Source organism: Fibrobacterota bacterium, from assembly GCA_019509785.1.
Taxonomy (GTDB): domain Bacteria; phylum Fibrobacterota; class Fibrobacteria; order UBA11236; family UBA11236; genus Chersky-265.
Map to the genome: position 1 here is coordinate 40,242 of JAEKLQ010000044.1, position 15,860 is coordinate 56,101.

4 protein-coding genes are annotated in these 15,860 nt (G+C 66.4%); all 4 read left to right on the forward strand.

Annotated elements, in window-relative coordinates; all coding sequences use genetic code 11:
* The first annotated feature begins 27 nt into the window (after positions 1–27).
* The 4 genes from JF616_13180 (at position 28) to JF616_13195 (ending at position 15,774) form a co-directional block, all read left to right on the forward strand.
* On the forward strand, positions 28–5,643 hold the full coding sequence (locus tag JF616_13180) for a hypothetical protein (GenBank protein ID MBW8888703.1): 5,616 nt from the start codon (positions 28–30) through the stop codon (positions 5,641–5,643).
* Positions 5,636–11,485 (forward strand): hypothetical protein, encoded by a 5,850-nt coding sequence (locus JF616_13185; GenBank protein ID MBW8888704.1) that lies wholly within the window; start codon positions 5,636–5,638, stop codon positions 11,483–11,485. Before JF616_13180 ends, JF616_13185 begins: the two co-directional genes overlap by 8 nt.
* A gap of 6 nt (positions 11,486–11,491) precedes the next feature.
* Positions 11,492–13,933: a transglycosylase domain-containing protein gene (locus JF616_13190; GenBank protein MBW8888705.1), complete on the forward strand. Its 2,442-nt coding sequence runs from the start codon at positions 11,492–11,494 to the stop codon at positions 13,931–13,933.
* A gap of 134 nt (positions 13,934–14,067) precedes the next feature.
* On the forward strand, positions 14,068–15,774 hold the full coding sequence (locus JF616_13195; protein ID MBW8888706.1) for a hypothetical protein: 1,707 nt from the start codon (positions 14,068–14,070) through the stop codon (positions 15,772–15,774).
* Positions 15,775–15,860: the final 86 nt, after the last annotated feature.

A 15,860-nucleotide genomic window follows, 5' to 3' on the forward strand; every position in this document is an offset into this window, starting at 1 on the left:
ATTAATCCTTCAGCGGATCGGAGTCCCATGCACCGTTCCACCTCCCTCGCGGGCGCCGCCTTCCTTTGCGCGATCGCTTCCGCCATGGCCGCCTCCGCGACGCCCGGCGATACGGTTATCACGGCATCGCTTCCGGCGGCCGGCCGCCATGAAACCACGGTCGCCTTGTCCCGCTGGGGACGCTATAGCCTGCGCAGTTCCGGCGAACAACCGGTGGCGCTCTCGGTTTCCGATCGGCGCAACGGACTCCTGCGGCGGGACGGCGAACCGGGACAGCGCCATGGCCGCATCGATCTTTTCCTCGACCTGGGGGAATACAAGCTGGCGGTGCAGGGGCCCAAGAAGTCCCCCGGTAACGCCACGGTTACGGTATCCCCCTTCGCTCCGGCCCCCGGGGCCGAATCTTCCCGTCTCACCGCCTTGCGGGAGAACCGCCTGGAACTGGACGATCTCCGGGAAGCCTCCTACTGGTTCGAGTTGCCTTCGGACAGCGTGGTGTGGCTGGAATCGGCGGGGCGCAATCTGGCGGACATGGTGGTCTGGCGCGATGGCGAATGGCGCGTGCCGGTAACGTTCCAACCGTTTACGGCCCGTCCCGCGGACGGCACCCCGTGGAAGGGCCTGGCCGGAGCGGTGCGGCTGCCCAAGGGATCCTACCGGGTGGGCCTGTACGGCGGCGAAACGCCGGCCTGGTCGGAGCGGGCCGGAGAGCATCCCGCTTTTATGCGCATGGGCCTGGAGTCCTTGGGGACCGGCGTCCGCGGCGCGCGTACGCTTCCTCCGCATGGCTTCGAGGAATTCCTGCTGGCTCCGGGAACCGCCGATGTCGTTGTGGAAGAAGCGGACAAGCAACGGCTGGCGGCGGAAATCACCCGCTTGGGCCCGGACTTCGCGCCGGCCGGTTGGATGGCCGGCGATTCCATATACGGGAAATCGTCCGCTCCGCGGATCCTGCTTCATCCCGGGGACGTGGCCGCCGGCCAAGGCTGGCGCCTCTTGAAAGTGTGGGGCGCGCCCGGGCGGGCGTATACGTTGCAAACCTTCGGGCCCTGCGTCTGCGCTCTCTCGGGAAAGGCTGCGGCGGAATGGTGGGTGGTCTCGCAGCATAGCGGCAATCCCGAGGATCAGATCGGGGCCAGCGGCGTGGTGGTGAATCATAAGGACGGTTCCCTGGTGGCGGTGGTCGCGGATTCAGTCAGCACCAAGGAAATCGCCCGGCGTTTCAATCTTCTCGGGCGCATGACCGACTTCATTTGGATTCCGGAAGCGGGCAAGTACGCCTTCGCGCCGGGAGGTACGTCTTACCGATGGAGCTTGGGCCGCTACTTCCACTACCCGCCCGCCAATTACGCGCCGCCGGCGGTGAACGAGGGCGCGAAGGCCTTGCAGCTCGATGCCGGCCTTTATCTCCTGACCCTGACCCCGCAAGAAAAAGGCATCGCCACCTTCGTCCTGGGCAAGTCCACCCTAATGGGGGGGCTTGTCGCGTCGGGGAAATCGGCGCTGGGAGCGGCGGACGGTCGCGCCTGGGATCCGCCCCGGCCCGAGGTGCGCTTCCCCCGCATCGCTTTGGCCAAGGACGCGGAGTATGACGTCCGGATCAATTCCCAATCGCCGGAGCTAGCCACGGTTTCGGCCCGAAAGCTGCCCCTGGATCCCGATGAGCCCGTGGCCCTGTGGCTGAAGCCGGGCGAACGCGTCGATCTTCCCTTGAAGCTGGCGGGGAAGAGGATCCTCTCCGTGCGGGACGCGCGCGGCGAATCGCTTCCCTTAGAAGCCGGCGGCCGACATGCCGGGCCCTGGGAAGCCTCGGGTAACTTGACGGTTACCCTGGCGGGAGCCGGCGCGGCGCGCCTGGTGGTCCTTTCCGCCATGCCTCCCGAACGATCCTCCGATGGCCCGGCGCCCCGGTTTCCGGATGCCGCCCGCGCGGCTTTGCCCAAGTTCCCCGGGCTGGAAGCGGGCAAGCCCGCCTGGCTCGATCTGGATCGCGGCGGCGACCGCACCTATGCCTTGCGGGTGGCCCAGCCCGGCCTCTATCGCCTGGAGACCACCGGCCGACTGGAAACGTCCTTGCATCTCGCCGATCGCTTCCAGGAATTCGTCCGCGACGCGAAGGCCAACGGCGTGGGGCGCAACGCCCTGATCCTGGAATACCTGTTGCCCGGGGATTATCAGCTCATGGTCCGCCCCGGCGGCCGATCGGCCGGGCATCTGGGATTGTCCGCGGCCCGCAACGGGTGGGTCGAGGCCGGAGCCTTGGAGCCCGGCATCGATAACCGCGCCTTCGTGGACGCGTTTTCCGGCGCGGCCTACGGGCTGCGCATCGCTTCGGCCGGCAGGTATCGCATCGAGTCCCAGGGCCTGAACGGAAGCCACTCCCTGCGGTTGGAGGATAAGGACGGATGGCCGGTGGAGCCAGCCGTGTCGGCCAGTCCGCTAACCCTTTCCTTGGCCAAGGGCGAGTACCGGCTTTTTTCCCTGCCCGCCCCTCAGCCCGGCCGCCGCGTGGCGCGCCTGACCGCCCTGGCCGAGAAGCGCGCCATCAAGGGCAAGGGTCCCCATCCTCTTCCCCTCAATACCACCTTGTCGTCCACCTGGATGGACCCGGCGGCCAAGGGCCCGGGCGGACCCAAGGGTCCGGGCGGCGATTCTTCGGCCGCTGCCGCGCCAGCCGTCTTCACCTTCTCCCTGCCGGCTCCCATCACGGCCCGGCTTTCCGTCAGCAACGGGTTCAACGCCTCCCTCTTCAGTAACACCCGGGATACCCGTAACCCTGGAGATACCTTGGGCCGGAAAGACGCGGCCATCGCCGCCTGGACCGGGATCCGCAAGCTCCAGCTGCCGGCCGGGGACTACCGCATGCTCGTGTTCCCGGCCAAGAAGCGCAACCTGGCCCCCTACCAGGTCTCCGTCGCCACCCGGAATCTCGTTCCCGGCCTCGCCTTCGCGCTCAGGAAGAAGGAGACCTTCGCGGTGTCTCTGGGCCGGCCCAGCATCGTCGAGTTCGGCAGCCAAGGGCTCCTCGACGTAACGGCCAAGTTACTGGATGCGGACGGGACCGTCCTGGCCGCCAACGACGACGGCTACCTGGACTGGAATTTCTCCATCTCGCGCGCGCTTCCGGCCGGAAAGTATTTCCTGCGGGTGGAATCGGCGGAGCCGCGATTCACCTCGACCACGGTTTTCATGCGCGCCCTGACCGACACCGCGATGGACACCTTGGCGGGGGACGGTAAGTCCCGCGCTATGGAACGCCGCTTGAACCGCCGGCTCGGGATCTTCCCGCTGGCCGAGGGGCCGGGGGACGTGGTCGCCTGCGCGGCCCAAGGCATTTCGCGCGTCGGGCTTTCCTTGGAGCGCGCCGTTTCCGGCGACGTCTGGCAGCCTCTGGCCCAGGACGGCGGCCTGGCGCCCGCGGTGAGCGTTCCGCGCGCGCCGGGGGCGCGCTATCGGCTGAAGGTCTGGTCCGAAGCCAATGCGGATGATCCGGTTACGGTAGGCTATCTGGCGGTCGCGTCGCGGGCGGTGGACGCCAAGCAAGCGGCGTCCGGCCTGACCGGTCGGCCCGAGGACTTGGGGATGCAACATCGCGCCTGGTTCAAGGTGGACCTGGGCAAGTCCGCGCCGGGGCATTTCCGCTCCGTCTCCGAACAGAATCCGCTGGGCGGCCTGGCGGTCGCCACGGCCCTGGACAGCGTCTTCGATGGCGGGGATGGGACGGAATTCTCTTCCTTGTCCCGCTATGCCTGGATCGAATTGCGCTTCGAGCAGGCGGGCGGATTCCGCGTGAAGGTGGAACCGCTGGCCCTAGGTAACTCCCCGGTTACCCTCTCCCTCGCCGGTAGTCGTCCGCGCGTGCTCGCGACGAAGCGGGCCGAGGGCGCTGTGGGGCTTTTACGCGTCGAGGCCGACGGCGCCAGTCCCCTGGCGGGACCGCTCGCCGCGGGGCCGGGCCCGCGTTTCCGCGTGCGGGGAACGGAAGTCACCCAGGCGGTATGGTTGGGGGATGCCGGAGCGGCTACGATGGCGCTTCCCGGCGATCCGCAGGCGATCGCCCTTTGGAACTCCGCTCCTTCAGGCGACGGCAATCGTCCGGCGGCCAAATTGTCCTGGAGCGAATTGCCGCTGAGCGACGGCGGCGCGGCCGGGCCCGGACTTTCCGCCTGGGCGCCGGGCAAGCCGGCGGCGCGCGTTTTGCATTTGCCCGTCGGCGGCATGCTGGCACGGGTAACTCTACCGCCCCAGGGAGCGGTTCTGCTCCGCCGGCCCGATGGCTCTCGTGAACTTGAGTGCGACTTCGACGCCGAGCCTGAAACGCGGGAGTACCGCGCGGAAGGCGGGGATCTTTATCTGTTGGCGCTCGATGCTAAGGCGCATTTCGAAGCCGCCTTTTTCGCGGCCGCGAAGGGCGGGTCTCCCGGGCCATTGGCCGAAGGGGCCGGGCGCGGTTTCGACTTCCCCGCCGAGGGCTTGGAACTCGTTTCCGTAGGCGCCGCCAAGCCGATGGGATTGTTCTGCCGCGGCGCCGTGAAGACGGCCGCCTACGTGGGCAGGGACGGCAAACTCTGGGCCGACCTTGCCGATGGCGGCAGCGTGGGCCCCGGCGGGATCCTGGCCCTGCGCCATGGGGCGGGCAAGGCCCAGATCGATCTTTGCGATGCCTCCTCCCCGGCGGCGGTGATGGCTTGCGAATGGGCGGCCGGCTTGTCGCCTTCGGAAACGCAAACCCTCCCTCGGTCGTCGCTTTTGCCACTGCATGATCGCGTCAACTGGTTCGCCTTCGCCTTGCAGGATACCCAGCACGTGAATCTCGGCGCCCACGCGCCCTTGGCGGCCATGCTGCTCAGGGATGGCGCCCCCTATCGGTACCAAGAGGCGTGGGAGCGCTTCAATTGGGACCTGCCGCTGCCGCCGGGGAAATACGCCCTGGGCATCCGCCCTTTCGCGGGAGCGAGCTTGGAAGGCGCGTCCTTGGCCGGCCTGTTCCGTTCCATCCCGACGGTCACGGAAGCCCATCCCTTCACCGCCTTCCTAGGACCGGGAGAGAGCCGCCTGCTGCGCTTCGACGTGGCCCGCAAGGCCGACTTCGGCATCGGCCTGCGCATGGGGAAGGAAACCGTGGAGGCGCGCCTTTACGATGGCGATGGACGCGTGGTGGCGCAAGGCAAGCAGCAGTTCGTGAAGTTGAATCCGGGCGCCTACCATCTATGGATGCGCGTGCCCGAGGGTTCGGAAGGCACGGAAGTGACGGCCCTGGTATTCGGGCAGGAGTCCCCGCCCAATGAGCCGCCCGAGCGCTTGGTCAAATGGATCATCGAAGGGGCGCAAGGGCCCCGGCCCGAGACCGCGATGGAGCAAGCGGCGGAGCCGGATCAGCGGAAGCCGGAATGGGAACGCTTGCTGAGGCGCGAAGCTTACGGGGGCGGCGAAGAATCCCGCGACGAGGGAGGGGAAGGCGGCGAAGGCGCGGCCAATCCCGAGGGCGGCGAAGGGGGCGAGGGCGGGCAAGGCGGCGAGGCCGCGGAGGCGACGGGCGATGGCGGAAACGCGGAGGCCGGCGATGGCGCGGGCCAGGACCTCTCCGGCGGGGATGGGCAAGGAGCGGGTGATGCGGGGAACGCGGAGGGCCAAGGTGAATAAACGATTCCTCGGGAGAATAGTCCTGGCCGGGTGGATGGGCTTCGCATTCGCGGCCGCAGCGGCGCCGCCCGAAAAACGCGTCCCGTACGATTACCGGCCCGCCGACCTGGGGCAGGCGCGTCCGCAGGGCGGGGCCATGATCATGCCGGGATCCTTCCTGCGCGAGTACGATCCGATCACCATCCTTTATGGTCGTGATCTGAATCCCAAGGCCCCAGGCCCCCTGGATCGGCCGGATTCGCTGGTAACCTTGAAGCCCTCTCAGCCGGGGGAATGGCGCTGGCTGGATCCCCGCACCATCGAGTTCCGTCCGGCCGTTCCCTGGAAGCCGATGCAGGCCTACGTCGTGAAGGCGGGAGGCGAAAGCAAAACCCTGACCGCGCTGCTGACGCCGCCGCTTTCCATCTCGCCCGCCGGCGGGAGCGAAGGGTTGGAGCCATTCTCCCGCGTGGAGTTGGAGTTCTCCCAGCCCGTGGCGCCCGAAGTGCTGGCCAAGCTGGTCACCTTCGAGGCCACGCCGCTGCCCGGCATCGAGAGCAAGAACGCGCGCGTCTACGGCCCGGCCGAATACCATATCAAGTCCCTGGAGAAGGGCGGGCCCGGCTCGGCCCGCTACGCCTTCATCTTCCCGCGGCCTTTCGCCAACGGCCAGCGTATCCGCACCGTGGTGCGCCTGGCCGCCGATCCTTCCCTCTCGGACGCCAAGCGGGTCTACTCCGCCGATACCCGCCGCGAGTTCACCTTGGATAAGGCGGGCACTTTCGAATACCAGTTCACCCTCAACTCCGAAGGCAGCAATTACGGGCGCGATCAAGCCATCCGCCTGCCGGACGACGGTTCCTTGATACTGGACTTTTCCGCCAAGCCCGAGGGCCTGTCCCTATCGCAAGTGAAAAGCCTGCTCAATTTCTCCCCGGCCCCGCGCCGCATGGACTGGTCGCTTTCCCAGAAACGCATCACGGTAAAGCTATCCGTCGATCAGGAACGGCTTTACCAAGTGACCCTGGCCCCCACCGGCATCGTCGATGGCGACGGCCGCAAGCTCCATCTCGATCATCCCTGCCGCTTTTGGATCTATCAGCCGCTCGATCGGCAATACGCCCGCTGGGGGCTGGGACAGGGGCTTTTGGAGCGCTACGGCCCGCAGCATTTCCCCTTGTTGGTGAACGGCGTCAAGAGCCTGGACCTGCGCATCTATAAGATCAGCGCCAAGCATAAGGCCTTCTGGCCCTATCCGGACGAACCGGTGCGCGTGGACGAGAGCCAGGCCCCGCCGGGACCGGGCGAGGAACCCGAACGGGAGCAGGACATCTTGCGGCCGTTGGGCGCCTTCGAGATGGACAAGCATATCCGCATGCTGGGCGCGCCGCATTATTCCGCGGTGATTGATCTGGATCAAGAAGGAGTGACCCGATTCCAGAGCCTGGATCTGAAACCCCTATTCGCCAAGATCTCCGGGGCCGACAAGCCCGGCGCGTACCTGGTGGGATTCCGCCCGTTGGACGGGACCACGGAACGGGCCTATGTGCGCCTGCTGGTCACCGATCTGGCCCTCACTACCGTCGAGGCTAAACGCCAGGCGCGCTTCGCGGTCACCTCGGTTTCGACGGGCAAGCCCGTGGCCGATGCCGAGATCCAGATCGAAGGCGCGGTCAAGGACAAGCTGGAAGTGCTGGCCAAGGGCCGCACCGACGCGGACGGCATGTTCGCGGTGGAGCATACCCAGCTCCTCTCGGGCGGCTTCGAGGGTTCCTCCCTCAAGCGGGTCACCGTCCGCAAGGATGATGACATGTTGGTTTTGGACACCCGGCCGGGGGAGGCCCCGCCGTCCTTCGCCAACAACCATTGGGCGGGTTCGCAATCCGGGTCCGAATGGTTGTCCTGGCTGGCGCGGGATCCCTACGACTACGCCCAGGACAAGGTTCCCGCGGGCTTCGTCTTCACCGAGCGCCCCATTTACCGGCCCGACGAGCATGTCTACTTCAAGGGCATCGCGCGCACCCTTTTCCACGGCAAGGTGGAAGCGCCCGATGCGGCGGCCAGCTATTCGGCGGTGGTGGAAAGCCCCGCCGGCCTCAAGTACGAGTTCCATCCGCGGTTGTCCGCCTCCGGCACGTTCAACGATAGCCTGGTCGAGAAGAACCTTCCCACCGGCGACTATAGCTTGCGGTTGCTTCGTCATCATCCCAAGGAAGGGGAGAGCGAGGTGGCTTCGACCGGTTTCGCCATCGAGGCTTATAAGCTGCCGAAGTTCGAGATCAAGCTGCAAGCCCCGGATAAGGCCCAGAACGATCGGCCCGTATCCGTGAAGCTGAACGCTGCCTACTACGCGGGCGGGAAGGTGGCCGGGCAGAACGTGGCTTGGCGGGTGGTATCTTATCCCTTCGCTTACGCGCCCGACGGCGTGGCGGGCTTCATCCTGTCGACGGACGCCCGTTATGGCGGCGCCGAACCGGAGCATCAGGAAGGGGCGTTGGAACAGAAGGACGTCACCGACGACAACGGCCAAGCGGTCCTGGCGGTGAATCCGCAATCCGCCACCGGGGGCAATCCGCGCAAATACCTGATCGAAGCCACGGTCACCGATGCGGACGAGCAGACGGTTTCCAACCGGACCACCTTCGTGGCCTTGCCGCCCTTTATCTTGGCGCTCAAGACCGAAAGGCACATCGCCGGCGGATCGACCATCAAGGCGGAGGTGGCGGCACTGGGCGTGGACGGCAAGTTCGAAGCCGGCCACAAGGTGTCGGTGCAATTGAAGAAGATGTCCTGGATCGCCTACCTGCAGGAGACGGATTTCTCGCGGGGCAAGCCCAAGTACCGCACCCGGGAATCGATCGATCTGATCGGCGAGAAGCCGGTGACCACGGGAAGCGCGCCCGTGCCCGTCGAATTCGGGGGCCAGGAGCCGGGCGTTTTCGTGCTGGAACTTTCCTCCCGCGATCGCCTGGGGCGCTTGCAGACCGTGAAGGCGGACCTCTTCCTGGCGGGTAACAAGCCGGTTACCTGGAAGAAGGGGGAACAAGCCTTGTTCGAGACCGTGCCGGACAAGGAGAAATACCTGCCGGGCCAGGAGGCCCGCATCCTGCTGAAGAGCCCGTTCCAGAAGGCCCGGGCCTTGGCCGTCATCGAGCGGCCGGCGGGGGAGCCGGAATACCGCTGGGTGGACATCGCCGACGGGCAGGGAACCTTGACCCTGTCCATCGGGCCCGAGATGGCCCCGCGCATCCCGGTGGATTTCCTGCTGATGCGTCCGCGCATCGGCAACGAGAAGCGCATCCCGGACGGGACCGTCGTGGACGCGGCGCGTCCGCAGACCTTGGGCAATACCACTTGGCTCAAGGTGGAGCCGACCGGCAACCTCCTGAAAGTCGCCTTGGAGCATCCCCAGACCGTGCGGCCGGGAACCCGTTTCGACATGACCGTGAGCCTGAAGGATGATCAGGGGAATCCCCGGCCCGGCGAAGTGGCGTTATGGCTGGTGGACGAAGCCGTCCTCTCGCTGCGCAAGGAGAAGCCGCTTGACCCATTGCCTTCCTTCCTGCCTCAGGTGGAATCCCACGTATCCTTACGGGACACGCGCAACCTGATCATGGGCGATCTGCGCGTGCCCGAGAACCCCGGCGGCGACGGGAACGGCGGGCCGGACGCCTTCTTCGGGAAGATGACGGTGCGCAAGAACTTCAAGACCGTGCCTTATTGGAACCCGGCCATCCCCGTAGACAAGTCGGGCAAGGCCACGGTCTCCATCGCCATGTCCGACGACCTCACCAATTTCGCCGTGCGCGCGGTGGCGGTGTCCGCCATGGACCGCTTCGGCCAAGGCTCCTCGCAAGTGCGCGTGCGCCTGCCGGTGTTGGTGCAACCCGCCTTGCCGCGCTTCGTTCGCCTAGGCGATCGATTCATGGCGGGAGGCGTGGCCCGCGTGGTGGAGGGCCCGGGCGGGGCCGCCTCTTGGTCCATCGATGCCCAGGGGCTTAAGGCCACATTGCCGGCGGCGGTTTCCGAGACGAATTTGATCCCCGATAAGCCGACGGTTCTGCGGGCGGAGATGCAGGTCGAGCAGGTCGGATTCGACGCTGCGGGACGGCTGAAGCGGGATTCGGTCGGCATCCGCATGGCGGTGGAACGCAAATCGGACAAGGCTGGCGATGCCTTCGCGGTGAGCATCCCCCTCAAATCCGATCGGCCGCTGGAATCGGAAAATGTCTTTGCGCAGGTTACGCCGGGTAAGCCCTTGTCGGCGCCGGCCATCGCCGGGGCCATACGGCCGGGCACCTTGGCCCGGGACTTGGCGGTGAGCGATCAGCTGGGCATCCTCAAGGCTTTGGCCGCCATGACGTCGCTTGTGGGTTACCCCTACGGGTGCGCCGAGCAGCGCCTGAGCCAGGCCTATCCGGCCGTGGCCTACCGGGACATCTGGGCCAAGTTCGGGCTGGAGCCTCCCATGCCGGACGTGAAACGCTCCGTGGCGGCCACCGTGGACTACCTGTCCCATGCCCAGGCCCCCGACGGCCTGATCGGGTACTGGCCCGGATCGACCGGCTACCTTTACCTTACCGCCTACGCGGTGGAATTCCTGAGCGAGGTCAAGCAGGCCAACGCGAAGTCGAAAGCGGGATATCCCTTCGACGATGCGGTCTATAAGAAAGCCATCGACGCCCTGAAGCGCGGCCTGCGCACCGATTACACCCGCTTCATCGAGGGCCAAACGTATTACGAGCGGTCTTGCGCCCTGTACGCCCTGGCCCTGGCGGGCGAGCTGGACGTGGGCTATGCCCGGGAGCTGGCGGGCGCCGCCAACGACGTCGACGTGCAGAGCCAAGCGCAAATCTACCAGGCGCTCTTACGCAAGCCGGACGCGCTCAAGGCGGAACTGGCGGCACTGCGCGAGCGGCTTTGGAAGCAGACCGTTTTCAAGCAGCAGGATGGCAAGGAGGTGTTCGCGGGTCTGCAGCAGCGGTCCTTCCGCATCGGCGCCCGCGTCCACGCGGACGAGATCACGGCGCTGGCGACCTTGGTGAGCGCCTTCAGCGCCGAGCCGCAGCGGCCGCCCAAGCTGCCCATGCTGGTCGATGAACTGGTCTCCCTGGGGGACGGCGATTCCTGGGGATCCACGGCGGAAAACGGCCTGGGTCTCCTGGCCATGCGGGATTTCCTTTCCGGGCCCTCGGGTAACGGGCAAGTTACGGGGACCCTGGCTTGCGGCGGGAGCGCCCAGCGCATGGCCTACGATCGTTCCAAGGGCGCCTTCGCGACCCGTTGCGCCGATGCCGGCAAGTTGGAACTGCGGATCGATGCCGCCTCCGTCCCGGTCTACGCGCGCCTCACGCAACGCTGGATGCCCGCCGAGCCCGGCAGCCAGGCTCCCGCGGTGCAAAAGGGCTTCGTCGTGAAGCGCGAGTTGATTTATGTCCGGCCGGGTCAACCCGATCGGCACACGCCTCTGGACGCCCCCGGCAGCGCCCAATCCCTCCAGGTCGGGGACATCATCGAGGATCATATCCAAGTGCAGAATCCCGTGGCCCGGCATTGGGTGGCGGTAACCGCCCCCTTCGCGGCCGGCATGGAATACCTGAATCCGCGCCTGGAGACTTCGGGCGAAGACGCCAAGCCCAAGGGCGCTACCACTAATTCTGGCGATTACCAGGCTTTCCTGGACGATGGGGCGACCTGGTTCTTCGAGAGCCTGCCCGAAGGGACGTACGACTTCTATTTCCGGGTGCGCGCGTCGGTGGAAGGCGCTTATAGCCTGCCCTCGGCCCGCGCCGAGATGATGTACGAGATGGGGAATTACGGGACCAGCCCGGGAGCCCAGGTGGCGGTGCGGCCGGCGCCGTAATCGGAAATGGCCGCGTTCCCTCCATCCGGCAAAACCCCTTCCGGGTTCGTGAAGGCCCGCCGCGGTTGGGCGGCCCTATTGCTGGCGCTGCCGTTAATACCCATCGTCCATGGCCTTTTCGACGCGCGCCTCAAGGCGCGCACGCCTTCGCTGCATCTGCTCGATCGCAATTGGCGCTTCATCGCCGCCCTCGATAACGGCCAAGGCGATTTCGGGTACTGGGACATGCCCGATTCCCTGCCTCCCGCCCTGATCGCCGCCGCCCTGGCCGCCGAGGACCGCCGCTTCGCCTCCCATCCCGGCATCGACGCGCGCGCGGTCGCCGGGGCCTTCCGCGACCATTACCTGCGTCGCGGCCCCCAGCGGGGCGCTTCCACCTTGGCCATGCAGGTGGCCCGCCTGCAACGCTCCGGGGGCGCCGGCTGGTATTGGAAAATCCACGATGCCGCCGCGGCCTTAGGTCTCACCGCGCGCCTGGGCCGGACCGGGATCCTGCGCGCCTATTTCCGCGACGCTCCCTACGGCAACCGCATTTCGGGGGCGGCCTGCGCGGCCCGCCGCTATTTCCGGAAACCCGTCCAGGACGTGAGCCTGGCCGAAGCGGCTTTGTTGGCCGCGTTGCCTAAGGCGCCTTCTCGCTATAACCTCTTCGACGTGGAGGGCTTCGCGGGGGCCCGGCGTCGCGCGGCCCTCATCCTGAAGCGGGCCCAGGCTTACGGTTTCATCGATGCGGAGAAGCGGGACGGGGCGTTGGCGGAATTGGCCTCCTTGGATCGGCCGGCCCGCCAATCGCGCGATCCCAGCGTGCTGCATTACCTGCGCCAAGCCGCCGTTCATACGGCAGCCGCGCACACGGCCGTACCCGCGCATCCCCGCGGCGAAGAACGAACCACCCTCGACCTCGCCGTGCAGGATACCCTGCAATCCCTGCTCCGGCGCGAGCTGCCCCAACTCCTGAAATGGGAGGCCGGCAACGCCGCCGCCCTGGTGCTGGACGTCCGTCGGGGCCAGGTCCTCGCCTATGTAGGCTCGCAGGGTTATTTCGACCCGCGCGGCGGCGCCATCGATTTCGCCAACCTGCCCCGGTCCACGGGGAGCCTGCTCAAGCCTTTCATTTACGCCATGGGCATGGAGTGGAAAGGTTACACGGCCGCTACCGTGCTCGACGATCAGGGCCACGACTTCGGGACCGGGAACCACTCCTTCGTGCCGGAGGATTACGATCATAAATACCTGGGCCCGGTGCTGTACAAGAACGCCCTGGCCAATAGCCGCAACATCCCCGCCGTGGAAGTATTGAAGGCGGTGGGCGTGGATGAATTCTACCGGCGCTGCGTCGCCCTGGGGCTGGCGCGCGACGACGGCCAGGCGGGCCACTACGGCTTGGGCCTTTCCATCGGAGGGTTGTATTGCTCCCTGCAACAGGTGGCCGAGGCCTATCTGGCCTTGGCCAACCAGGGAGAGCGCCGCCCTCTGGTTTGGGAATTGCCGGACAGCGCCACGGGACGAACCGCGGTAGAACCCGAATCCGCCCATGCCGAGCCCGAGCGCGTTATGCCTGCCGATATCGCCATGATGATCCGCCGCTTCCTGGCCGATCCCGTGGCCCGCCTGCCGGGCTTCCCCCGGGGCGGCAACCTCGAATATCCCTTCGCGGTCTCCGTCAAGACCGGCACCTCCGAAGGCTACCGCGATTCCTGGTGCATGGCTTTCAGCGATACCTACCTGGTCGGGGTTTGGATCGGCAATGCCGATTTTTCGCCCACAAAGGGGCTCAGCGGGTACGAAGGCGCCGCGCGCATCGCCAAACGCATGCTGTACGCTTTGCACCCCGATCGCCTGGACGGCCTGCGAGACGGCGAAACCCCGTATCCTCCCGGTTACGTCCCCGTGCCCATCTGCCGGCTCACCGGAAAGCGCGCGGACCGCTTTACGCCTTACGTCACCACCGAATACTTCAAGCCCGGCACCGAGCCGCTGGAGTACAGCGATGCGCAACAGACCTTGCCGGTGGATGCGCGCAATGGGCTATTGGCCTACCCCGGCTGCCCCGTGCCCATACGGTGGAAACGCTTCACCGTGCTGGAACCGCGTTATCGTGAATGGGCCGCCGCCCAGGGCCTGGAGGTCCCGCCCGATCGCTATAGCCCGGAATGCGGCGGCCAAGGATTCGCAGACCGTTACGCTCTCTCCATCACCTCCCCCCGCGGAGGTTCGCGCTTCTTCATCGATCCGGAGATGCCGGAGGGCGCGAGCGTCTTGCCCATCGCCTGCCGCATCGATCCCGCGCCTGCCACCGTCCTGTGGCTCGCCGATGGGGAAGAGGTGGCCGAGGTGAAATTCCCTTTCACCTTGAAATGGCCTATGCGCGCGGGGCCGCATACCTTCCAGGCGGTCGTTCCAGGGACCAATTATCGTAGTGCAACGGTCCGGCTGGAAGTGTATTGAAAACGGAAGTGTATTGAAAACGTATCGCTAACGTACTTGTTCGGAAAACGGTCTTCCCGCCCTTGCGCCCCGCGGCTTCCCCTTGATACATTCGCTTGCGCTCGCGCATCGAACTTACGAAACCAGGAGGAAGCATGCTTCGTCGTACCCTCGATCCGTTCTTCGCGACCGTGGCCATGGTCGCCGCAGGCCTTCCCGGCCCGGCCCGTTCCGCCCTGCCGGCGGGCCCCTGCGATTACCTCGTCATCACGGACTCGGTCCTTGCCCCGCAGGCCAGGCGCCTGGCCGATTTGCGGCATCGCGTTACGCCGGCCATCGCCGCGCATCCCTGCGTGGCCGATATGGGCGATATCTACCGCGCTTTCCCGCCCACGGGATGGCGCTGGACTTCCCTGCGTGATTATCTGGCCTCGCGCTATCGCGCTTCCCCCCACGAGATGGGCCACGTTGCCTTGATGGGAGGCGCATCCTTCGACGATGCCTCTGCCGCCAACCATGTACCCGTCTATCGGGAAGAATCGCCCTCCTTGATCCAACCTCCTCCCGGTGTCGATACCTTGACCACCGACGATGCCTACACGGAATTCTTCGACAGCATCGCCCATGCCGATGACTTTGGCCCGCGCTTCGCCTTGGGCCGCATCCCCGCGTCGACGCCGGAACAGGCCGATGCCTATTTAGACAAGGTGGAGGATTACGAGTCGGCTTTCCCTTACGGGCCCCAGGCCTTCACCTACGGGTACCTCAGCGATGACGATATCCAGATCGGGCTCCCGGACAGCCTGATGCCGATCCAGAACTTTCCCGAGAATCATTACGATCTCTGGGAGGGGTTGAAGGTGAAGCCTTTCGTGCGCCGGGTCCTCTCTATCGAATTCCCTTTGCATTCTGACGGGACCAAGCCGGAGGCCAGGGACAGCGCCGTGGCCTTGCTCAATGCCGGTCCGGCGCGGGCGTATTGGGTAGGGACGGGAAATCCTTCCCAGTTCACCGATGAGAAGATGTTCATGGTCCCGGGGGACTTGCCGCGTTTGCGGACGAAACGGTTGCAACCGGTGGTGGTCGCGCTTTCCGCCTCGGTCGCCCGATTCGTGGACCCCGGGAGCGTCATCGGCCGGGATTTGCTGCTCCATCCCGATGGCGCCATCGCCTTCCTGGGCGCGACCAGCCTGACCTATCCAGGGCCCAATCTCAACCTCGCGCGCGCTTTCGATTCCGCTGCGGCGCGGGGCGGGACCGTAGGCGCCGCCGTCGCGGCGGCCAAGCGGGCCGACGCTTCCATAGGAGCCACGGATATGCGGAACGCGGCCGCCTATGTGCTGCTTGGCGATCCGGGCCTGAGCCTGCATCCGCCCATCCTCGATCTGGTTCCGGCGCAAGGCAGCGGGCCGGGACGCCTGATCTTGGAAGGCGCGGGCGCGCCCGGGGATTCCGCCTGCTTCCAGCTGGTCCGCATCGATTCCTTGCCCTGGAACGCCGTCATCCTTTCCGCCAACCAGGCCCAGCGCGATCGGAAATACGTCCGGGAGACCGTGGTGGCCGAGGGCCGGGCGGCCCTGGGAACGGGAGGATCGGTAACCTTCGCGCTACCTTCCGCCGGAGATCCCCGCGCGGCGGCGGTCAAGGTCATGACCTGGAATTCGAAAAACATGCATTACGGCCATTTCCCTTTGGAGTCTCTCGGCATCGCGGCGTTACGATCCGTTCCCGGCGCGGCCCGGACGCCCCCGGGCTACCGGATGCGCGTGCGCGGGAGCTCCCTGGTTCTGGAAGGGAAGGGCGGCATCTATGGGCTGGACGGGCGATCCTTAGCCCCCCAGGTCCTATCGCACGGCAAGTAACCGTCCGAGGTTAGGCCGTTCTGGCCTAACGCCGTAGGGATGCGCGTGGCAGGCTCGGCCTAAACGCCTTATCTTCTACTGGCGGC